This window comes from Ensifer meliloti, from assembly GCF_030064585.1.
Taxonomy (GTDB): Bacteria; Pseudomonadota; Alphaproteobacteria; order Rhizobiales; family Rhizobiaceae; genus Sinorhizobium; species Sinorhizobium meliloti.
This window is the reverse complement of record NZ_CP120365.1, coordinates 1687862-1707870: the sequence shown is the minus strand read 5'-3', so window position 1 is coordinate 1707870 and position 20009 is coordinate 1687862. Positions and strand designations below refer to the sequence as shown.

Below are 20009 nucleotides of genomic sequence, written 5' to 3'. Positions count from 1 at the left end.
CATGGCGCTCTCCCGACGCCGCGAACCGCGGGCGATCAACTACTGGCCGGGCTTCGTCGACGCACTCTCGACGCTGCTCATGGCGATCATGTTCCTGCTCAGCGTTTTCGTCACCGCGCAATTCCTGCTCGGCAGGGAGATCAGCGGTAAGGACGAGGTGCTGAACCGGCTGAACAGCCAGATCAACGAACTCACCCAGCTTCTGGCGCTGGAGAAGAGCGGCAAGCAGGATCTCGAGGATTCGCTCGCCAATCTGCAGGCGTCGCTTTCACAGTCGGAAGGCGAGCGGTCCCGCCTGCAGGCTTTGCTCGACCGGGGCGCCGGCAGTGCCGAAGTCGCAGACGAAAAGATCGGCCGGCTTGGCTCGGAACTCGAAAACGAGCGGCAGGTCAGCGCCCGGGCGATGAGTCAGATCGAACTCTTGAACCAGCAGATCGCAGCGCTTCGCAGCCAGATCGCCGCCATCGAAGGTGCACTCCAGGCATCCGAGGCGAAGGACGACGCCTCGCAGGCCAAGATAGCCGATCTCGGCCGCAGGCTGAACGTCGCCTTGGCGCAGCGTGTCCAGGAGCTCAACCGCTACCGTTCGGACTTCTTCGGCCGGTTGAGAGAGATCCTCTCGGATCGGGAAAACATCCGCATCGTCGGCGACCGTTTCGTCTTCCAGTCGGAAGTGCTCTTTCCATCGGGCGGCAGCGACCTGAACCCGGAAGGGCAGACTGAGATGGCGAAACTCGCGACGGCCCTTCTCGACCTTGCCAAGGAAATCCCGGCGGAGATCAACTGGGTGCTGCGCGTGGACGGCCACACGGACGATGTTCAGCTGTCGGGGATAGGCCGCTTCCGGGACAACTGGGAACTGTCGTCCGCCCGTGCTACGTCCGTCGTCAAATTCCTGATCTCGAAGGGCGTTCCGGCCGACCGCCTGGTGGCGGCCGGCTTCGGGGAGTATCAGCCCATCGCACCGGGCGAAAGCCAGGAAGCACGCGCGCAGAACCGCCGCATCGAGCTCAAGCTCACGGAGAAATAGGCGCGGGCGAAGCGACGAACAGTGCTTCGGCGCCGTGGTCGAACTGGAGCCGCGCAAGCTTCGCGTAGAGCCCGCCCTGGCGGATCAGCGACTCGTGGGTGCCTTCCTCGACGATACGGCCATGCTCCATCACCAGGATGCGGTCGGCCTTGAGCACGGTGGCGAGCCGATGGGCGATGACCAGCGTCGTGCGCTCCTGCATCAGGACGTCGAGCGCCTTTTGCACCAGCGTTTCGCTCTCCGCATCGAGCGCTGAGGTCGCCTCGTCGAGAAGAAGGATCGGAGCGTTTTTGAGGATGGCGCGGGCAATCGCGATGCGCTGGCGCTGGCCGCCCGAAAGGGTCACTCCGCGCTCGCCGACCAGCGTGTCGTAGCCGCGGTCCAGCCTGCCGATGAACTCGTCGGCCTGTGCCGCAACGGCGGCGGCGCGCACCGCTTCGCGGCTTGCGTCCGGCACGCCGAAGGCGATGTTGTCGTGCACCGAGGTGGCGAAGATGGTCACGTCCTGAGGCACGATCGCAAGTCTCTCCCGCAGCTCCTCGGGATCGACGGCGCGCACATCCGTACCGTCGACGCGGATGGTGCCCTTCGCCGGGTCGTAATAGCGCAGGAGCATGGAGAAGACGGTGCTCTTGCCGGCGCCGGACGGGCCGACGATGGCCACCGTCTCGCCCGGTCTTACCGCAAAGCTCAAGCCCCTAAGACTCTTATAGTCCGGCCGGGCGGGATAGGCGAAGTGGACGTTCTCGAACTCGACCGCGCCTGTGGCAGGGACGGGCATTACGACCGGATGCTCGGGGGCCTCGATCTCCGGCACTTCGTTCAGCAGCTCGTTCAGGCGCTCGGCGGCGCCTGCCGCCTGCGAGAGCTCGCCCCACACCTCCGAGAGTGCGCCGAGGCTGCCTGCCGCAAAAACGGAATAGAGCAGGAACTGACCGAGCGTACCCGCGGAAAGCGAGCCCGCCAGGACGTCCCGTGCACCGAACCAGAGCACGGCGACGACGCTTCCGAAGACCATGGTGATGGCAAAGGCGGTCAGCACCGAGCGCGCCCTGGTCGCAGCGCGCGCGGCGCGATAGGCCGCCTCTACCGCGTTGCCGTAGCGCGAACGCGCGCTCTCCTCGCCATTGAAGGCCTGCACGGTACGGGTGGCGGCGATCGCTTCGCCGGCATAGGCGGAGGCGGCTGCGAGCATGTCCTGCGCTTCGCGGGAGCGCCGGCGTACCGAGCGTCCGAAGCCGACGAGCGGGAAGACGATGAGGGGGATCGCCGCAAGCACGAGGCTCGAAAGCTTCGGGCTCGTATAGACCATCATGCCCATCGCGCCGAGACAGAGGATCAGGTTGCGCAGCGCCACGGATGCCGTCGCACCCACCGCCGACTTGATCTGCGTCGCGTCGGCCGTCAGCCGCGAGACGATCTCGCCGGACTGATTGACGTCGAAGAACGAGGCCGAGAGCTGCATGACGCGTGCGAAGACGTCGCGCCTGAGATCGGCGACGATGCGCTCGCCAAGCGAGATCACGAAGTAATAGCGGGCGGCACTGGCAAGGGCGAGGACCACTGCAAGCACCATCAGCATGGAGAAATAGGTGTTGATGAAGCCGGAATCGGAATTGGAGAAGCCGTGATCGATCATCCGGCGAACGGCCAGCGGCAAGGTCAGCGTGGTGGCCGCTGCAATGGTCAGAGAGACGGCAGCGCCGATCGCGAGGCCGCGGTAACGCGAGAGATAAGGCAGCACGGTTGCGAGCGGGCGGATGGACCTGCGCGCCGGCGTTTGTTTTTCTTGTCTTGGCACAGAGCCCCCCGTTCGCCTGTCACGGGGCCACAGCCTTGTGCGCCGCCGAGGCGCCAGAGCTGTGCGACTGCGATCTGCTGCCGTCCAGGACCGGTGCCGATCCGACGAACCATGCAGAGATCACAAGTCTTCCGCGCGGCACTTGTTATCCCGCAGACCTTCATGTATAGGCACGGCATCGAATTGGGAAGCCGCGGCCCAAGAGCGGTCTGCGGCTTCATTTACGTGTTCGGTCCCAAAGTCGCAATGCCTTGCGACAATTGGACCCTGGAACTCTAGGAAGATTGTTATGAAGGCAGACATCCATCCCGACTACCACACGATCAAGGTTGTCATGACCGACGGCACCGAATACGAAACCCGCTCGACCTGGGGTACGGAAGGTGCGACCATGAACCTGGAAATCGATCCCAAGTCGCATCCGGCCTGGACCGGCGGCAACCAGCAGCTCGTCGACCGCGGCGGCCGCGTTTCCAAGTTCAAGAAGCGGTTCGAAGGCCTCGGCCTCTGATATCAGGCGCTCGACAGCGTGTTTCGAAGCCCGGCAGTGCCGGGCTTTTTTGTTGGCTGCCACATTATCTTGCCGGCTTTTGGCCAGGTGGTCCTCGTTCGAGTCGCCGGTGCATGATCCTCGGTCAAGCCGGAGGATGACACCTGCGCGGGGACATTCCAGCCTATACATCGCGCGACGGCGACCCGATTTTTCCTCCGTCATCTTCGGGCTTGACCGGGGCTTGACCCGAGGATCCAACCGCAGGCATTCATTTCACGCCCGCGCCAACAAAAAACCCGGCACACATGGCCGGGCTTTGGATTTCAGGGGCAGGGGCCTGCCTCGCTCAACTCGCCCCGAAGGCCGTCTGCAGCAGCTTGATCTGCGCCTTGACGCCGTTCTGGTTGTCCGGAACGAAGCTCGTTGCTTCCTGGGGCCGATAAATCTCGCGGTCGAGCAGTGCGACCCGGTTCTGCAGCCGGAGCGACCGCTCGATGAGGTCGCGGAAGCTCTCCGGCAGATCGTTCCAGCCCGGCGCGCTCCGGTCGACGTTGAAGCTGTCCAGGCGCACCTTGCTCTTTTCCGACAGGACCTGCTCGCGGCTCATCTCGCCATTGTTGACGGCCCGCTGCAGCAGGAGCCAGGAGGCCATCTGCATCAGCCGGGTGGTGAGACGCATGGACTCGGCAGCATAGAGAACGGATGCCATGCGGGGCAGCACCTTGGCGGCGGTGCGGCCAGGACCGTCGAGATAGCTTGCCGTTTCCTCGACCAGGCCCATCCCTTCAGCGTAGAGCGCCTTGAACTGCGCCGATGACGCAGCGTGACCGGCGAAACTGACGGTATTCAATCCTCTTTCGGACATGCCTGTATTCCCTGGTTCCAACGCATCACGACTGTCAGGTAACGGGCGGCTCTGGGAAAAGTTTCCTGAGGCCCCTCCATGCTCGAAGAATGATCCCATACCGCATTCCGCGCAAGGGCATTCTTAAGAAAGGGTTAATCTCCACACTTCTTTGAAGGCCGCCTGTCGCAAAGCAAAAAAAAGAGCCGCGCGAAGCGGCTCTCAAGGTAAAACAGGGAGAAAAATCAGACCCATTCGCCAGTCGGTGAAATTGTCTGAGTCCGGAAGGACCGGATGCTCAGACAATCGCAGAAAATGCTTAATTTGCGGTTAAAGGCCAAGCATTCTTCTGGATTAAACGTGCTGGAACCATTCCATCCGCGCTCAACGGAAAAGGCTTTCGGCGGCCGAACGGCTCGCCGATTTGCGGTTCCTCTCCGCTTCGAGCCTTGCAATTTCCTCCGTCAGAAGCGCGATGCGCGCGTTCAGCTCGTCCACGGAGAGCAGCGAAAGATCGCTGCCGATCTCGTGCTCGGTCTTCTTTTTCGGCTGGTCCTCGTCATACAGGCTCATTCGATCTCTCCTCTTCCTGGGGATCGTCGGCGCCTTCGTCCGGCAGTTCCTCCAGCGGAGCCGCACGCGGCGAGAGCTGCAGGCTCTCCGGCGTCGTCGCCGTGCCGGCATTGACCGGCGAGAAGTTTTCGCGCTCGGCCGCGGGCACCGGTGCGCGCCGGCGGCTGCGGACGATTGCATAGGCAGTGATCAGCATATGCGCACAGGCCGTGATCATGAAGAGGCCATAAGGCCCGCTGGCGGTCATTATCGGCCCGCCGATCGTCGGGCCGATGATCGTGCCGATGCCGTAGAGCAGCAGGAGCCCGCCGGAAACCTTCACGAAATCCTCGGGCGTGGCGAAGTCGTTGGCGTGGGAAACCGCGATCGGGTAGAGCGCATTGGCGGCCGCGCCGTAGATCGCGATCAACGTCAGAACGATCCAGACCTGGCCGGGCTCGACGAGGAAGATCAGGAGGCCGGCGAGAGCGCCGACCCCGGCGAGCGCGGCAAGCACATAGCGGCGGTCGATACGGTCGGAGATGCGGCCGGCCGGCAGTTGCATGACGGCGCCCGAGAAGATCGCGACGCTCATCATCGCCGCAACTGTGCTGTCCGACAGCCCCGCCTGGCGGCCGAAGACCGCGCCGAGCGTGCCGAAGGCGCCGTTGGCGATGCCGATGAGCAGGATGCCGAGGAAGGAAACCGGCGAATTGCGGTAGAGGCCGCGCAGATCGAGGCGGACCTGTTTCAGCGGCTGCGGCGAGGCGGCCCTGGACAACAGCGTCGGCAGCATGGCCACGCAGTAGAGAATGCCGCAGATCATGAAGAAGAAGGTCGTCGATGTTTCGCCGAAGGGAATCATCATCTGGCCGCCGACGACGCCGAAAAGGGTGATGGCGATATAGAGCGAGAAGATCACGCCGCGGCTCTCATTGGTGGCGCGCTCGTTCAGCCAGCTTTCGATGATCATCGACGTTCCGGCAGTGGAGAAACCCGTGACCGCGCGGAGCGCCAGCCACCAGATCGGGTCGATCAGAATGCCCGTCAGCAGGGAAACGATGGCGATCAAGGCCGTGAACACGCTGAAGGCGCGCACATGCCCGATGCGCTTGACGACGTTCGGCGCGAAGAAGCAGCCAAGCACGAAACCGGTGGCCCAGAGCGTACCGAACAGGCCGAGGATGGTTGTCGGATAGCCCTCCGCGGTGCCGCGCACCGGCAGGAGCAGGCCCTGCAGGCCGTTTCCGAGGAAGAGAAACAGGGTACCGAGCAGCAGCGCGGCAACGGGAAGCAGGTTATTTCTCATCGTCCACCCGGAATTCGTTCGCCCTTCGGCGTGTCGTGACGAGGACCGCCGCTCTGCCGATGGAAATCAATACCACCGGTCATTGCAAATCGACGGCGAAAACAATAGCCCTCTATGCGAGGAAAAGTGACGTCCGTATGGCGTCGCTCCCATTGCGGCGGATCTTCCCGGAAATGAGCGAATGTCAAAGGCACTGACGGTTCTCCTGCTGCTGGCCATGTGCGTCCAGCTCATCAAGCCGCTCGGCTTTCCGGGCCTCAGGCAGCGCCGCGATTTCTGGAAGATTGCCGTCTTCGCCATCGTCGTGATGATGGTCACGGTGCTCGTGCGTCCTTGAACTCCTGCCGTGCCACGCGGGATCTCGATTCTCCGGCGGCTCGGCGTTCCCCGAGAAACAGCAGCTTGGGCTAGGGCCGCGCTATTATCGCCACCAAGTCGCTCTATCTCCGCACGACATGACGACAGGAAAAGGTTAAATTACCGTGCTCGGCCACAAGATGAAGATCGAGGCTCTGTTGGAACGTCGTCTCACCGCCATTCTCGCAGCCGATGTCGTGGGCTACAGCCGCCTCATGGGAGCGGATGAGGCCGGCACGCTCGCGGCGCTGAAGCGCCACCGCCGCGAGCTGCTGGAGCCCAGGATCGCCGATCATAAAGGCCGAATCGTCAAGCTGGCAGGAGACAGCATGCTCGTCGAGTTTTCGAGCGTGGTGAACGCTGTTGCCTGTGCCGCCGCCATTCAGCGCGGTATGCTCGCCGCCAACGAGGGCTTGCCGAAGAGCAGGCGCATCGAGCTCAGGATCGGCATCCATCTCGGCGACGTGATCGTCGAGGACGGCGACATCTTCGGCGACGGCGTCAATGTCGCGGCGCGGCTCGAAGGGCTTGCCGACCCTTCCGGCATCGCGGTTTCTGCCTCCGTGCGGGACCATGTCGGCTCGAGGCTCGATGTCGGCTTCATCGATAAGGGCGAATACAGTCTGAAGAACATCGCATCGACCGTTCGCGTCTATACGGTGTCCCTCGGCGACAATTCGCTCGGCAAGCGTGCGGAGTCGTCCGGCGTGGTCGACCGCGGTTACGAATTATCGATCGCCGTCCTGCCCTTCACCAATATGAGCCATGATCCCGAGCAGGAATATTTCTCCGACGGTATCACAGAGGACGTCATCACCGATCTTTCGAAGATTTCGCGCCTGCACGTCGTCGCCCGCAACACCGTCTTCACCTACAAGGGCAAGGCCGTGAAGGTTAAGCAGATCGCCCATGAACTGGGCGTTCGCTTCATCCTCGAAGGCAGCGTGCGCAAGGCGGGCGGGCGCGTGCGCATCACCGGCCAGTTGATCGACGCGCAGACCGGCGGGCACCTCTGGGCCGATCGTTACGACCGCGATCTAACGGATATATTCGCGATTCAGGACGAGATCACGCACGCCATCGTCGACCAGCTCAAGATAAAGCTTCTGCCGGAGGAGAAGAGGGCGATCGAAAGCGACCCGACGACCTCGGTCGAGGCCTATACCTACTATCTCCGCGGCCGCCAGTTCTCCCATACCTGGACCCGGCCCTATCTGCTGCTCGCGCGCCGCATGTTCCTGAAGGCCGTCGAACTCGACCCGAACTATGCGCGGGCCTATGCCGGCATCGCCGAGTGCGAATGTGCGATCAGGGACTGGCACGAAAAGGAGTTTCCGCTGGAGAGCATACTCGACATGAGCGCCAGGGCGCTCGCGCTCGATCCGAACCTGGCGGAAGCGCATGCCTCGCGCGGGCTCGCATTGAACCACGACGGCCAGACGGAGGAGGCAAGCCGTGAGTTTCTCCAGGCTCTGGCGCTCGACCCTTCGCTCTATGAGGCGAATCTATATTATGGCCGTTTCCTCTTCGCGCAGGGTCGATTCCGGGAAGCGATCGGATTCTTCGAGCGCGCGGCGGAAATCCGGTCGGACGATTACTTTTCGCCGATCCATTTGATGGGTTGCTACCTGTCGCTTGGTATGGAGACCGAGCGCCAGCGCTGGGCGCGGATCGGCATCGAAAGAGCGCAAAGCGCAATGGAGCGGAACCCCGAGAATGCCAGCCCGGCGCATCGCGGTGCATTGGCGCTAGCGCATATGGGCGAGGCGGAACGTGCGAAGGAATGGGTTTCTCGCGCGCTGGCGATCGATCCGGACGATATCGTCGCGCAGTACAATGCAGCCTGCGTCCATTCGCTCCTCGGTGAGGGCGAACGTGCGCTGGAACTGCTGGAAACCGTGGTGCCGCAGAGCTCCAGCTACCATGTCCAGTGGTTCAATCAGGACCCCGACCTGGACCTCATTCGCGACGATCCGCGCTTCCGCGCGCTCCTCGACGCACTCGCAGAGTGCAAGGGCGGGAGGCGCTGAATAGTTCGGCGATCAGATCTCGATCTCGCCGCGCATCGCCGAAACGCAGTCGCCCGAGACGCTGACCTTGCGGATTGTGCCGTTCCTCTTGTCGATACCGACGGTGATGAGGCTGCGGCGCCCCATTTCCACGCCCTGTTCGATGACGAGTTCCACCTCCGCGTCGGCCGCGGGAAGCAGCGAGACGAGGTAAGCGCCGAGCGCCGCCGAAGCGCTGCCGGTTGCCGGATCCTCGATGACGTTGTCGAGCGGCGCGAACATGCGTGCCCTTACCTGGCCGGGCCGCTCGCGCGTGCGGGCATAGAGAAACAGGCTGAAGCTGTCTTCCGCAAGCGGATAGCGGATATTCGCCTCCTCGAAGGCCGAGACGTTCGGCCGGGCTCTCGAAAGGGCCTCAACGTCGCGCACCTCAGCGACGGAGAAGGGCAGTCCGACCGAAATGCGCACCGGCGGATGATTTCGGTCGATGAGGTCGTCCTGGCGCAGCGATGCGCAGGCGGCAATCGTCGCGGCGTCTATAGCGGGGCCGATTTGCAGCGCCTGCGGGGCGACGATCCTTGCGCCCGTGACGATGCCGTCACTGCCGAGAAGGGTCACTTCGACCAGGCCCGCCTTTTCCTCGAAACGCAATGCGCCGCCCGGCTTGCGGCCGAAGATTTCCTGTTGCCGGCCGAGCACGAAGGCCGTGCCGACATTCGGGTGGCCGGCGAAAGGCACTTCGGTCGTCGGCGTGAAGATGCGCACGCGCGCAGTGTTCTCCGGGTTTTCGGGCGGAAGGACGAAGGTGACTTCGGAATAGCCGAACTCGGTGGCGATCGCCTGCATCCGGGCCTCGCTCAAGCCCCGCGCATCCGGGATGACGGCAAGCTGATTGCCGGCGAAACGCTCGGCCGTGAAGACGTCGACGGTAATGAAGGAGACGGTGCTCATGGGGCCCTCTGGTCGGTCGCAGATGGCGCAGATTTAAAGTCGTCGCCGGCGCTGCTGAAACAGCGAACTTGTCTCCCTGACAATTGTCGGGGCAGCAAGGCGGCGCCATGCAAAAAGGCCCGGCGGCATCGCTGTCACCGGGCCTCTCCTCTCTCCCTCTGACTATTTTGGCGCTTAGGCTGCCTTTTCGAAGTCCTTCGTCCAGCTTCCCTTGGCGGCGAGGCTGCACATCTTGGCGCGATGGGCGAAGGCGCGCTGACCGGCGGCGACGTTTTCCGACTTTCCGCCCCAGGCATTGAGCGCTTCCTGCTGCAGTGCCCGGCCATAGGAGAAGGTAAGCTTCCAGGGCAGGTCGTGCGCTGCGTTCATGGCCGAAAGGTGGGCCGTCGCCTCTTCGGTCGATTGGCCGCCGGAGAGGAAGGCGATGCCCGGAACAGCCGCCGGAACGGTGCGCTTCAGCACCTTGATGGTGCGTTCGGCGACCTCGTCGACGGACGCTTTGCGCGCTTTTTTGCCGTCGATCACCATGCTCGGCTTCAGGATCATGCCTTCGAGCCTGACGCGGAGCTCGCCAAGTTCCTCGAAGACTGTGCGCAGGACCCATTCGGTGACTTCTTCCGAGCGCTCGATCGAGTGATCGCCGGGGGCGCCATCCATCAGCACTTCCGGCTCCACGATCGGTACGATCTTCGCCTCCTGGCAGAGCGCGGCATAACGGGCGAGCGCATGGGCATTGGCCCTGATCGCGCCCCAGGTCGGGAGAGCGTCGGAAATCGCGATCACGCCCCGCCATTTGGCGAAGCGGGCGCCGGCCTCGTGATATCTGGCGAGGCGGGCGGCGAGCCCGTCGAGGCCTTCGGTTATCGTTTCATTCGGGAAATGGGCCATCGGCTTGGCACCGGTGTCGACCTTGATCCCCGGGATCGAGCCCGCGTTGCGGATGACGTCGGCGAGGGGCGTGCCGTCGGCAGCCTTCTGGAACAGTGTTTCCTCATAGAGGATGACGCCGGAGATATACTCGCGCATCGCATCGTCCGAGCGCAGCAGCATCTCGCGATAGTCGCGGCGCGACGTCTCGGTGGACTCCAGGCCGATGCTGTCGAAGCGCTTCTTGATCGTTGCGGTCGACTCGTCTGCAGCGAGCAGGCCCCGGCCATTGGCGACCATGGCAACCGCAATGTCTTCCAGTCTTTCGCTCATATTCTTCTCCTACACACAGCGCCGATCACCAGCGGAACAGCGAATGAAACCAATCTCGAACTGAGGCGCGAAAGCGTCGTTCGCACCTCAGGAACAAAGGCGCGTTAACAGAAGATACCGTGCGGGAAAATGGCAGTAAAACGGGCTAAAACGATTTAAATAATTTTAATCGTTTGAAAAGGCATAATTATTTTTGATGGTCAGGTCAGAAGCTCTCCTCGAAAGCCCCTCACCCTAATCCTCTCCGTTCCGACGCTACGGCATGCACATATCTCTTGTTGTCCAGCCCTTCGCGGATTTACTCCGGAGTGGCGGCATCTGTATTTTCCAGCAGTGGCGAGGCTTGCGGATGGAACCTCGGGATCAAGCCCATATGCGCTAACATTGGCATTAGCGGTCACCCGCCCCTCATCCGCCTGCCGGCACCCCGCAGGCGGGGAGAAGGGACAAGCGGCGCCGACTGAACCCCGCATTCACCGCCCGCCCGAGGGAGCGAGTGGGCGCGGCATATCCCTTCTCCCCGCCCGCGGCAGGGCTGTCCGGGGAAAATTCATGCATAGCGGAAGACCATTTGGTTTGGGATGGTCCGGGGTTTTGGTCGGCTTGGATTGACCTGCGGCGGCTTGTGGATTTCGGCGATGCTTTTGCGCTGGAACAGGCACTGGGTGACGAGGTCGGTGAAGCGCAGGATCGGTAGAGGGACGCGGGCGAGGCGGGCGGCGATGCGCAACAGTGCATAGGCGATCATCGCCGCGAAGATCTGCAGGCGGATGGCGTTGTCGTTGTTGCCGAGGAACTTGCGGATCTTGAGGTGCTGTTTGATCCAGCGGAACAGAAGCTCGATCTGCCAGCGATCCTTATAGAGCTGGCCGATCTCGACGGCGGAGCGCTCGAGGTCGTTGGTCAGAAGCGTGATCGTATCGCCGTCCTGGCGCTTGACGATTACCCGGCGCAAGCCGATCGGCAGCTTGGAATCGCCCTTGCTGGCGAGGCTGACCTGGCTGTCTTCGAGGACCAGGAAGCCATCGCCTTGAGGTTGCTCAACGGGGCGTTCAGCGACCAGAGCCAGTCCCATGTTGGTCTTCGGCCGGGTGACGAAACTGGCGCCGGCTTCGGCGATCGCCGTCCACCAGCCGTAATGGCAGTAGCCCTTGTCGAAGACATAGGTTGCGCCCTTTTCGATGGTGATCGTGCGGCCGATCTGGGCGTCGTTGACGTTGGCGTCGGTGATGTCGAGGATGCCTGGACAATCGGCCTTGGGATCATAGACGACATGCAGCTTCATGCCGCGGATGCGGCCGTTCGACTTGGCCCAATCGTACAGCTTACCCAGCGGGATCGGGGTCGAATCGATCAGCCGCAGCATCTTGGTGCCCTCCCGGCGCGTCTGCCGGTCGAGCTGACCGGCCAGAAGCGCGAAGGTCTCGGCGAAGACGGCGACCGGGCGGCGGCGGTTGGCGTCCGACAGCGTCGAGCGCATCAGCCGGCCACTGCCGAGATGGTAATGATGCTGACTGTTGGCGTTGAAGCTCGCCTCCAACCCGCGCAGGCTGGTCGTGGCGCTCAACTGGGCATAGATCAGTGCCACCAGATGATCCCAGCTGGTAAAGCACTTGTCGTAGGCATCCCCGGCATGACGATCCACAATCGCCTGAAAGCTGCGGCGATCAATCGCTTTCAGCAGCTGGGCGAAAATGCTAGGGGTGAACCGCATGCTCCGTCTCCTTTTCTGAGTCTCGACAACCAGAAAATAGACGGAAAAACGCCGTCTGACGGGGCATGCGCCTGCGACATTTCGATTCACCCGGAACTTTCCCCGGACAGCCCTGCGCCCGCGGGGAGAAGGTGGCGGCAGCCGGTTGAGGGGCAACCCCGACCGAGCGCGGTTGAGCCGGTTGGGTTCCCGAGGGATCCCTTTCATGAGCAGTATCCGCCGCACCGGCGCGCAAGAGATATGTGCATGCCGTAGCGTTCCGACGGGGAGAGGGGATTGAAAGTCGCCGCGAATATCCTTCGCCCCGCTTGCGGGGAGAAGGTGGCCGGCAGGCCGGATGAGGGGCTAAAGCCGAGCTCAGTTCCGCTGCCGGAGAACATCTACGCCCGGCAAGGGCTTGCCTTCCATCCATTCGAGGAAGGCGCCGCCGGCGGTCGAGACATAGGTGAAATCGTCCGCGACCTCGGCATGGTTGAGTGCTGCGACCGTGTCGCCGCCACCGGCGACGGAGACGAGCGAGCCTGCGCGCGTGCGGGCTGCCGCGTGTTTCGCTGCTGCCACGGTCGCCCTGTCGAAGGGCGCGATCTCGAAGGCGCCGAGCGGACCGTTCCACACGAGGGTTTCGGCGCGCGAGATCCATTCGTTGATAGCCTCGATCGATTTCGGCCCGACGTCGAGCACCATGGCGTCGGCAGGGATGGCCTTGATATCGACGACCTCGTTGTCGGCACCGGCCTTGAACTCACGGGCAACGACGCCGTCGACCGGAAGCACGATTGCGCATCCCGCTTCCGAGGCGGCCGCGAGGATGGCCTTGGCGGTCTCCGCAAGATCGTGCTCGCAGAGCGACTTTCCGACATCGACGCCTTGCGCCGCGAGGAAGGTGTTGGCCATGCCGCCGCCGATGACCAGCGCGTCGACCTTCTTCACGAGGTTCTGCAGAAGGTCGATCTTGGTCGAGACCTTGGCGCCGCCGACGATCGCGACGACCGGGCGCTTCGGATTGCCGAGCCCCTTTTCAAGCGCTTCGAGCTCCGCCTGCATGGTGCGGCCGGCATAGGCGGGAAGGTGATGGGCAAGCCCCTCGGTCGAGGCGTGGGCGCGATGGGCGGCGGAGAAGGCGTCGTTGACATAGATGTCGCCATTGGCGGCGAGCGCCGTCACGAAGTCCGGATCGTTCTTCTCCTCGCCCTTGTGGAAGCGGGTATTCTCGAGCAGCAGCACTTCGCCGTCGTTCAATTCGGCAATGGCGTTGGCGGCCTTGTCGCCGATGCAGTCGGCAGCGAAATAGACGCGCTGGTCGAGGATCTCCTCGACGGCGGAGGCGATCGCCTTCAGCGACATGTCGGCGACGGGCTCGCCCTTCGGCCGGCCGAAATGCGCGAGCAGAACGACTTTCGCGCCCTTCTCGGAGAGCTCGCGGATGGTCGGCGCCACGCGCTCGATGCGGGTGGTGTCGGTCACCTGGCCGTCCTTGACAGGCACGTTCAGATCGACGCGCACGAGAACGCGCTTGCCGGCGATGTCGGTCAGATCGTCGAGAGTCTTGAAAGTCATCAGATGGTCTCCGGTGATAGTCTCTGGAACAGGGTAGGGTAGTCGATGACGAGGCCGTCCTCGTCCACCGTCAGGTCCGCCGTGAAGCTGCCGTCCGCCGCCTCGTAGCGGTAGAGCTTGCCGTCATCGAGGCAGGTATAATGCTGGCCGTCGACGGTCGGTTCGAAGCTGTCGAAGGGCACGTAAAGCATGTTGAGCCTGGCGGTGCCGGATTGCCGGGTGAGGCCCAGGCGGCGGATCGGCAGCGTGTTCGTGAAGGGCGTGCCGGCGAGGTCGATATCGACGCAGCCATCGAATTGCGGCAAGGCCGTTCCGTCTGCTTTGCGCCAATGGCCGTGCCCATCGGACATGAGGTGCAGCCTCTGCCCTTGGGTCGTTTCTATGAGAAAGGAAAAGACGCGCCAGCCGGCATCGCAGTCGATTCGGTAGCGGACGCCATAGGCCGTTGCGCCGCGTTCGCCGATGAGAACGCTTTCGGCGCGGATGGCCGCGCCGAGCGATGTATCGAAAGTCCTGAGCGTCAGATGTTCGAGCCCTTCCCCTTCGAGCGGACGCCAGCGCACCGTCGTTGAGGAAAGAGCCCGGAACATCGGTCTTAGATGAGCTTGCTCAGGGCAACCGCCGTGTCCGACATGCGGTTGGAGAAGCCCCATTCATTGTCGTACCAGGACAGGATCGATACGAACTTGCCTTCCATCACCTTGGTCTGGTCCATGTGGAAGACCGAGGAACGCGGATCGTGGTTGAAGTCGATCGAGACGTTCGGAGCGAGCGTGTAGCCGAGAACGCCCTTGAGCGGACCGTCGGCGGCAGCCTTGATGGCGGCGTTGATTTCCTCCTTGGTCGTCTCGCGCTTGGCGACGAACTTCAGGTCGACCACCGAGACGTTCGGGGTCGGGACGCGCACGGAGATACCGTCGAGCTTGCCCTTGAGTTCCGGCAGCACGAGGCCGACCGCCTTGGCAGCTCCCGTAGAGGTCGGGATCATCGACAGCGCCGCGGCGCGTGCACGGTAGAGATCCTTGTGCATCTGGTCGAGCGACGGCTGGTCGTTGGTGTAGGAGTGGATCGTCGTCATCATGCCGTGATCGATGCCGACGGCATCGTGCAGCACCTTGGCGACCGGTACCAGGCAGTTGGTCGTGCAGGATGCGTTGGAGATGACGAGATGATCCTTCGTCAGCTTGTCGTGGTTGACGCCGTAGACGACGGTCAGGTCCGCGCCGTCGGCCGGAGCCGAGACGATGACGCGCTTGGCGCCGGCTTCCAGATGAGCGGCTGCCTTGTCGCGGGCGGTGAAGATGCCGGTGCACTCCATCGCGATGTCGACGCCGAGTTCCTTGTGCGGCAGTTCTGCCGGATTGCGGATCGCGGTCACCTTGATCGGCTTGCCGTTGTTGATGACGATCGCGTCGCCGTCGACCTTCACGTCGGCCGGAAAGCGGCCGTGGATGGAATCGAAGCGCAGCAGGTGAGCGTTGGTCTCGACCGGACCGAGGTCGTTGATGGCAACGACTTCGATGTCCGTGCGGCCGGATTCGACGATGGCGCGGAGAACGTTGCGGCCGATGCGGCCAAAACCGTTGATGGCGACTTTCACTGTCATATCGGGTCTCTCCCTGTCAGAATGCGTGTGGTGGGAAGGAGGACATCCGGGAATGTCCTCCAGGCTTGATCAGGACAGCTTGGCTTCGGCGGACGCAACCACGACTTCTGGCGTAATGCCGAAGTGCTTGTAGAGATCCTTGTAGGGGCCCGAAGCACCGAAGCTCGACATGCCGATGAAGATGCCATCGTTGCCGATGAAGTGGTCCCAGCCCTGGCGGATGCCCGCTTCGACGGCGATCTTGACCGGCGACGTGCCGATGATCGCCTGCTGGTAGTCCTCGCTCTGCTCGGCGAAGAGCTCGAAGCAGGGGACGGAGACGACGCGCGTCGCGATGCCCTTGGCGGTCAGCGTCTGGCAGGCCTTGACGGCGATCTCGACTTCCGAGCCGGTGGCGAAGATCGTCACCTGCGCGTCGCTTGCGGAGATCAGGTCATAGGCGCCGCGGGCGCAGAGGTTCTGTTCCTCGTATTCCGTGCGCACCGCCATCAGGTTCTGGCGGGTGAGCGCAAGACCGGAGGGGCGCTTGCGGTTTTCCAGGGCAAGCTGCCAGCATTCGGCGGTCTCCGTCGCATCCGCGGGGCGGAACATCAGGAGATTGGGGATGGCCCGAAGCGCGGCCATGTGCTCGACCGGCTGGTGGGTCGGCCCGTCCTCGCCGAGACCGATGGAATCATGCGTGAGCACGTGGATGACGCGGATGCCCATGAGCGCGGCAAGGCGGATCGACGGGCGGCAATAATCCGAGAAGATCAGGAAGCCGCCGGAATAGGGGATGAGGCCGCCATGCAGCGCCATGCCGTTCATCGCGGCCGCCATGCCGTGCTCGCGCACGCCGTAGTGGATGTAGCGGCCGGAGAAATCGTCCGGGGTGATGGAGTGTGTCTGGCTCGTCTTGGTATTGTTGGAGCCGGTCAGGTCGGCAGAGCCGCCGATCGTCTCGGCAAGTACGCCGTTGATGACTTCCAGCGCATCCTCCGAAGCCTTGCGCGTCGCCGGCGAGGGCTTGGTCTCGGCAAGCTTCTGCTTGTAGGCGCCGATCGCAGAGGCGAGGCTGCCTTCGAGCTCGCCGGAGAAGCGGCGGACGAACTGCGCCTTCTTCTCTGCCTCAGCGGCTTCGAGCCGTTCTTCCCATTCCTTGCGCGCCTTGGCCGACCGCAGGCCTGCGATGCGCCAGGCGTCGAGCACGTCGGAGGGAACCGTGAACGCCTCGGCTTCCCAGCCGAGCGCCTTGCGGGTGGCGGCGATTTCCTCGGCGCCGAGCGGGGAGCCGTGGACCTTGTGCGTACCGGCCTTGTTCGGCGCACCGAAGCCGATCACGGTCTTGCAGGCGATCATGGTCGGCTTGTCGGACTTGTGAGCCTCTTCGATCGCGGCGGCGATCGCTTCGGGATCATGGCCGTCGACGGCGATCGTGTGCCATTTGCTGGCGCGGAAGCGGGCGTGCTGGTCGGTCGAGTCGGCAATGGAGATCGGACCGTCGATCGAGATGTTGTTGTCGTCCCAGAAGACGATCAGCTTGTTGAGCTTCAGGTGGCCGGCAAGCGCGATCGCTTCCTGACTGATCCCTTCCATCAGGCAGCCGTCGCCGGCGAGCACATAGGTATAATGCTCCATCAGTTCGCTGCCGAACTCTTCGCGCAGCTTGCGCTCGGCGATCGCCATGCCGACGGAATTGGCAATGCCCTGGCCGAGCGGACCCGTGGTCGTCTCGATGCCGGCGGCGTGGCCGTATTCCGGGTGACCCGCCGTGCGCGAACCCAGCTGGCGGAAGTTCTTGATCTCGTCGATGGTGATGTCGTCGTAGCCCGTGAGGTAGAGCAGCGAATAGAGCAGCATGGACCCGTGGCCGGCCGACAGGACGAAGCGGTCGCGGTTCGGCCAGGCGGGGTTTTTAGGGTCGAAGCTCAGATAGCGGGTGAACAGCACTGTTGCGATATCGGCGGCGCCCATTGGGAGGCCAGGGTGGCCGGAATTTGCCTTCTCGACGGCGTCCATGGAGAGGAAGCGGATTGCATTCGCCATCCGGTCGTGTTTTTCGCGAGAGATCATGACTGTTCCGTTTGCGTTCGGTGGTCAGGGGACGGTCTCTATCCTCCAAAGACCGCATGAGAAGCGGCAGACACATAGCAGGTGCGTGAGCCGAGTCAATAAATACGGGCCCTCCGCGACCAAATGCGGCGGCCCCGGCGCGGCGCCTCTCGATGGCAGAAACGCCGCCGGTCGGTGGCCGGTTCGGGAGGCGAAATCGACCATCCACAGCTTCCGCAGTTCAATGCCGCGCTTGGCATTGTTGAGACTTGCGTAATAGGTTTAAAAAGAAAAGGGCCGAAGTGATGAACGCTCTACGATTCGGCCTTGGAGCGAGGCGCGTCCAGGCAAGGTGCAAGCGCTCCGCACTTTGTTTTAGGGCAGGGCGAAGCCGCTCCCCCTAGAGAGGTATCGGAAGACATGCCGGCAAAGACGGTCAAGGCGGCGATCGACGAGTTGCGCAACGCGGTTCAGTCTCTTGAAATCGCGATCGACGGCCGCTTCGACAAGGAAAGGGATGTGAGCGAGTTCGAAGGCGAGGTCAGGCGGGTCAACGAGGACCGGTCTCGCCTGGCGCAGGAACTCGACCAATCCCAATTCCGCGCCAACCGGTTGGAAGAGGTCAATCGCGAGGTATCCCGTCGTCTGGTGACGGCGATGGAGACTATTCGCGCGGTGCTGGATCGCTGAGGTTCTGAACGTATGGCGCAGGTGACGGTAACGATCGACGGCAAGGCCTACCGCATGGCTTGCGAGGAAGGGCAGGAAGATCACCTCGGCGACCTCGCGACCAGGTTCGACCAGTATGTCGGCCATCTGAAGGCCCAGTTCGGCGAAATCGGCGACCTCAGGATCACCGTCATGGCGGGGATCATGGTCATGGACGAGTTGAGCGAGGTCAATCGCCGGCTGAAGAGCATCGAAGCGGAAGTGGACGATCTGAAGAGAGGCCGCGATACCGCGCTTTCGGATCAGACGAGAAGCGAGGAGGCGCTTGCCTCGGCGCTCGGCGAAGTGACGGCGCAGATTCAGGATATCGCCGCCAAGCTCAACGGGCGGCCGACTCCCTCGGCAAATTGAGCCCCGCCTGCGATTTCGCAGAAATTATGCAGCTCCATCGCATCCGGCTCTGGTGAAAAGCCCCGGGACGCTCTATATCTGCCAGGCGATCTGCGCTTCCCGACAGGAACCACAATCCCCGGGGCCATACACGATCTCAAGGGGACTGTCCCTGGCCGGACCCGTGGGTCCGGGCATACGGTGCCCACCTACCTAGTAGGTACCCGGGATCGTAAATCATCCATCGGTCGTCGTGGATCGCACTTCTTCCTTTTCCTTCTCGGCCGGTGCCCGGAACGCTCGGCGGATGGCATCCGCCATCGCGTCGACCGTCGGCGACCGGTTCCCGCGCCTCGTCCGCAGCACGACATTGGTCATGTCGATGATGCCGAAGCCGTCCTCCTCGGTAAGTTCCCTGCACCCCGCCGGTATGGCGGTTCGCGACAAGGGTGCGATGGCAAGGCCCGAAATGAGGGCTGCGATGAGGCCGCCGCTCGTGCGGCTCACATATGCGATGCGAGACTCTATGCCGCGGCTCTGCAGGCTCCGCCGGGCCAGTTCGTCGCACCAGCCGCCTTCGGCATAGGTATAGGTCGCGATCGGTACCGGCCGGCGCTCATGGGCACCGTGCTGGTCGCAGGTCGCCCAGACTGTAGGGTTCACCATCAGGACCTCGTTCCGGCTGCGCCCGCCCGGCTCGAAGACGACGGCGATGTCGAGTTCTCCGGCGGCGAGCGCTGCCGAATTGGCCATGGAGGTTTCCTGCCGCACCGTCACCTCCACGCCCGGATGAATGGCAGCGAAGGCGCCAAGTGCCTTCGGAAGCGTGGAGTTGACGTATTCCTCCGAAATCCCGATCCGGACCGAACCCTCGAGCGCCGGCGATCGCATGGCCGCCGCGGTGTCGTCGAGAAGAGAGACGATGCGGCGCGCATTGTCGGCGAGCCGCCGCCCGTCATCGGTCAGTATGACGCCGCGCGAGTGGCGTTCGAAAAGCGCCGAGCCGATGAGCTCCTCGAGCTTGCGGATCTGCATGCTGACGGCCGACTGCGTCCGCCGCACCGTATCGGCAGCCCGCGTCAGGTTGCCGGTGTCGGCGACCGCGAGAAAGGTTCTGAGCAGATCGCTGTCGAGCGGAGTTGACATGCAGTCGCCATAAGAAAACCTGATGACAGACATGGTCGCAATTCATTTGTCAGATGTCAACAAAGGAGAGAGGATCGAGGCTGTCGCTTTCCTCCCGAGGGTCTCGCCATGCCCGTTCTGGTCGTGCCAGCACATCCTGCCGCTCGAAGCTCCCCGTCGCTTGCGACGGCGTTTGCGCGTTGGCGGCTGGGGCTCACCCTTTACATGGAATGGTCGATCGTAAGCCGTCGCGCCGACCCGCACCTGCTGGCAGACGCAGCTATCCCGGACACATATCGTCTCGGATGCGAGGAAGCCATGCGCCAGCGTGAAGCGGTTCGGCATCTGCACTGGATGCTGTAAATCAGCTC

At 63.2% G+C, this 20009-nt stretch carries 18 protein-coding genes, 1 other RNA gene and 1 pseudogene; 8 read left to right on the top strand and 12 right to left on the bottom strand.

Annotated elements, in window-relative coordinates; genetic code table 11:
* The first annotated feature begins 1 nt into the window (after position 1).
* Entirely contained in the window at positions 2-1030 is a 1029-nt protein-coding gene (locus PZL22_RS15380; protein ID WP_003536016.1) for a peptidoglycan -binding protein, read from the top strand.
* Here PZL22_RS15380 and PZL22_RS15375 read toward each other — a convergent pair.
* A complete protein-coding gene (locus tag PZL22_RS15375; RefSeq protein ID WP_033049287.1) occupies positions 1017-2831 on the bottom strand; it encodes an ABC transporter transmembrane domain-containing protein in 1815 nt (604 codons plus the stop codon). The genes PZL22_RS15380 and PZL22_RS15375 overlap by 14 nt on opposite strands.
* Before the next feature lie 289 nt (positions 2832-3120).
* On the opposite strand from PZL22_RS15375, the gene rpmE reads away from it, so the two are divergent.
* Positions 3121-3342 carry a 50S ribosomal protein L31 gene (gene rpmE / locus PZL22_RS15370; protein WP_010970183.1) on the top strand — a complete coding sequence of 74 codons (222 nt, stop codon included), beginning with the start codon at positions 3121-3123 and terminating at the stop codon, positions 3340-3342.
* 328 nt (positions 3343-3670) lie between these two features.
* Here rpmE and rcdA read toward each other — a convergent pair whose 3' ends face one another.
* The 3 genes from rcdA to PZL22_RS15355 form a co-directional block, all read right to left on the bottom strand.
* Positions 3671-4189 carry a protease adaptor protein RcdA gene (rcdA, locus tag PZL22_RS15365; protein ID WP_003536013.1) on the bottom strand — a complete coding sequence of 173 codons (519 nt, stop codon included), beginning with the start codon at positions 4187-4189 and terminating at the stop codon, positions 3671-3673.
* A gap of 363 nt (positions 4190-4552) precedes the next feature.
* Positions 4553-4741 carry a DUF1192 domain-containing protein gene (locus tag PZL22_RS15360; RefSeq protein WP_003536012.1) on the bottom strand — a complete coding sequence of 63 codons (189 nt, stop codon included), beginning with the start codon at positions 4739-4741 and terminating at the stop codon, positions 4553-4555.
* Positions 4728-6029, bottom strand: a complete 1302-nt coding sequence (locus PZL22_RS15355) for an MFS transporter (protein WP_003536011.1) — start codon at positions 6027-6029, stop codon at positions 4728-4730. Before PZL22_RS15355 ends, PZL22_RS15360 begins: the two co-directional genes overlap by 14 nt.
* Before the next feature lie 181 nt (positions 6030-6210).
* On the opposite strand from PZL22_RS15355, the gene PZL22_RS15350 reads away from it, so the two are divergent.
* Together PZL22_RS15350 and PZL22_RS15345 are read left to right on the top strand one after the other, a co-directional pair.
* Positions 6211-6366: a hypothetical protein gene (locus PZL22_RS15350; protein WP_003536010.1), complete on the top strand. Its 156-nt coding sequence runs from the start codon at positions 6211-6213 to the stop codon at positions 6364-6366.
* A gap of 145 nt (positions 6367-6511) precedes the next feature.
* A complete protein-coding gene (locus tag PZL22_RS15345) occupies positions 6512-8416 on the top strand; it encodes a TPR end-of-group domain-containing protein (RefSeq protein ID WP_003536009.1) in 1905 nt (634 codons plus the stop codon).
* Positions 8417-8428: 12 nt separating this feature from the next.
* Here PZL22_RS15345 and PZL22_RS15340 read toward each other — a convergent pair whose 3' ends face one another.
* From PZL22_RS15340 to tkt, 7 genes are all read right to left on the bottom strand, one after another.
* Positions 8429-9346: a PhzF family protein gene (locus tag PZL22_RS15340; protein WP_003536008.1), complete on the bottom strand. Its 918-nt coding sequence runs from the start codon at positions 9344-9346 to the stop codon at positions 8429-8431.
* Positions 9347-9520: 174 nt separating this feature from the next.
* Entirely contained in the window at positions 9521-10546 is a 1026-nt protein-coding gene (locus PZL22_RS15335) for a class I fructose-bisphosphate aldolase (RefSeq protein ID WP_003536006.1), read from the bottom strand.
* Between the two features lie 550 nt (positions 10547-11096).
* Positions 11097-12260 carry an IS4-like element ISRm16 family transposase gene (locus tag PZL22_RS15330; protein ID WP_003537933.1) on the bottom strand — a complete coding sequence of 388 codons (1164 nt, stop codon included), beginning with the start codon at positions 12258-12260 and terminating at the stop codon, positions 11097-11099.
* Positions 12261-12617: 357 nt separating this feature from the next.
* Entirely contained in the window at positions 12618-13817 is a 1200-nt protein-coding gene (locus tag PZL22_RS15325; protein WP_003535994.1) for a phosphoglycerate kinase, read from the bottom strand.
* Complete coding sequence (locus PZL22_RS15320; RefSeq protein ID WP_003535993.1) at positions 13817-14407, bottom strand: putative glycolipid-binding domain-containing protein; 591 nt, start codon at positions 14405-14407, stop codon at positions 13817-13819. The genes PZL22_RS15325 and PZL22_RS15320 overlap by 1 nt, the downstream gene beginning before the upstream one ends.
* Positions 14408-14412: 5 nt before the next feature.
* Positions 14413-15423 (bottom strand): type I glyceraldehyde-3-phosphate dehydrogenase, encoded by a 1011-nt coding sequence (gene gap, locus PZL22_RS15315; RefSeq protein WP_003535991.1) that lies wholly within the window; start codon positions 15421-15423, stop codon positions 14413-14415.
* A 69-nt stretch (positions 15424-15492) separates the two neighbouring features.
* A complete protein-coding gene (tkt, locus tag PZL22_RS15310) occupies positions 15493-17475 on the bottom strand; it encodes a transketolase (protein WP_003535989.1) in 1983 nt (660 codons plus the stop codon).
* Positions 17476-17874: 399 nt separating this feature from the next.
* Here tkt and PZL22_RS15305 point away from each other — a divergent pair, with 399 nt between their 5' ends.
* The 3 genes from PZL22_RS15305 to ssrS all read left to right on the top strand — a co-directional run bounded on the left by PZL22_RS15305 (position 17875) and on the right by ssrS (position 18777).
* The gene (locus tag PZL22_RS15305) at positions 17875-18144 is read left to right on the top strand and encodes a DUF4164 domain-containing protein (protein WP_003535987.1); all 270 of its coding nucleotides are present in this window, start codon (positions 17875-17877) and stop codon (positions 18142-18144) included.
* A 12-nt stretch (positions 18145-18156) separates the two neighbouring features.
* Positions 18157-18534 (top strand): cell division protein ZapA, encoded by a 378-nt coding sequence (locus PZL22_RS15300; RefSeq protein WP_003535985.1) that lies wholly within the window; start codon positions 18157-18159, stop codon positions 18532-18534.
* 84 nt (positions 18535-18618) lie between these two features.
* Positions 18619-18777: non-coding RNA, 6S RNA (gene ssrS, locus PZL22_RS15295), on the top strand.
* Positions 18778-18867: 90 nt separating this feature from the next.
* On the opposite strand, the pseudogene PZL22_RS15290 reads toward ssrS, so the two are convergent.
* Positions 18868-19659 (bottom strand): annotated as a pseudogene (locus PZL22_RS15290) (LysR family transcriptional regulator); the annotation flags it as partial.
* A gap of 108 nt (positions 19660-19767) precedes the next feature.
* On the opposite strand from PZL22_RS15290, the gene PZL22_RS31420 reads away from it, so the two are divergent.
* The gene (locus PZL22_RS31420; protein ID WP_003535981.1) at positions 19768-20001 is read left to right on the top strand and encodes a hypothetical protein; all 234 of its coding nucleotides are present in this window, start codon (positions 19768-19770) and stop codon (positions 19999-20001) included.
* Positions 20002-20009 lie beyond the last annotated feature (8 nt).

Bases quoted from the DNA above. Each gene is read 5' to 3' on its own strand.
- PZL22_RS15300 (WP_003535985.1), top strand. From the start codon at position 18,157: ATGGCGCAGGTGACGGTAACGATCGACGGCAAGGCCTACCGCATGGCT.
- PZL22_RS15350 (WP_003536010.1), top strand. From the start codon at position 6,211: ATGTCAAAGGCACTGACGGTTCTCCTGCTGCTGGCCATGTGCGTCCAG.
- rpmE (WP_010970183.1), top strand. From the start codon at position 3,121: ATGAAGGCAGACATCCATCCCGACTACCACACGATCAAGGTTGTCATG.
- PZL22_RS31420 (WP_003535981.1), top strand. From the start codon at position 19,768: ATGCCCGTTCTGGTCGTGCCAGCACATCCTGCCGCTCGAAGCTCCCCG.
- PZL22_RS15380 (WP_003536016.1), top strand. From the start codon at position 2: ATGGCGCTCTCCCGACGCCGCGAACCGCGGGCGATCAACTACTGGCCG.
- tkt (WP_003535989.1), bottom strand. From the start codon at position 17,475: ATGATCTCTCGCGAAAAACACGACCGGATGGCGAATGCAATCCGCTTC.
- PZL22_RS15325 (WP_003535994.1), bottom strand. From the start codon at position 13,817: ATGACTTTCAAGACTCTCGACGATCTGACCGACATCGCCGGCAAGCGC.
- PZL22_RS15360 (WP_003536012.1), bottom strand. From the start codon at position 4,741: ATGAGCCTGTATGACGAGGACCAGCCGAAAAAGAAGACCGAGCACGAG.
- PZL22_RS15335 (WP_003536006.1), bottom strand. From the start codon at position 10,546: ATGAGCGAAAGACTGGAAGACATTGCGGTTGCCATGGTCGCCAATGGC.
- rcdA (WP_003536013.1), bottom strand. From the start codon at position 4,189: ATGTCCGAAAGAGGATTGAATACCGTCAGTTTCGCCGGTCACGCTGCG.
- PZL22_RS15340 (WP_003536008.1), bottom strand. From the start codon at position 9,346: ATGAGCACCGTCTCCTTCATTACCGTCGACGTCTTCACGGCCGAGCGT.
- gap (WP_003535991.1), bottom strand. From the start codon at position 15,423: ATGACAGTGAAAGTCGCCATCAACGGTTTTGGCCGCATCGGCCGCAAC.
- PZL22_RS15305 (WP_003535987.1), top strand. From the start codon at position 17,875: ATGCCGGCAAAGACGGTCAAGGCGGCGATCGACGAGTTGCGCAACGCG.
- PZL22_RS15355 (WP_003536011.1), bottom strand. From the start codon at position 6,029: ATGAGAAATAACCTGCTTCCCGTTGCCGCGCTGCTGCTCGGTACCCTG.
- PZL22_RS15330 (WP_003537933.1), bottom strand. From the start codon at position 12,260: ATGCGGTTCACCCCTAGCATTTTCGCCCAGCTGCTGAAAGCGATTGAT.
- PZL22_RS15320 (WP_003535993.1), bottom strand. From the start codon at position 14,407: ATGTTCCGGGCTCTTTCCTCAACGACGGTGCGCTGGCGTCCGCTCGAA.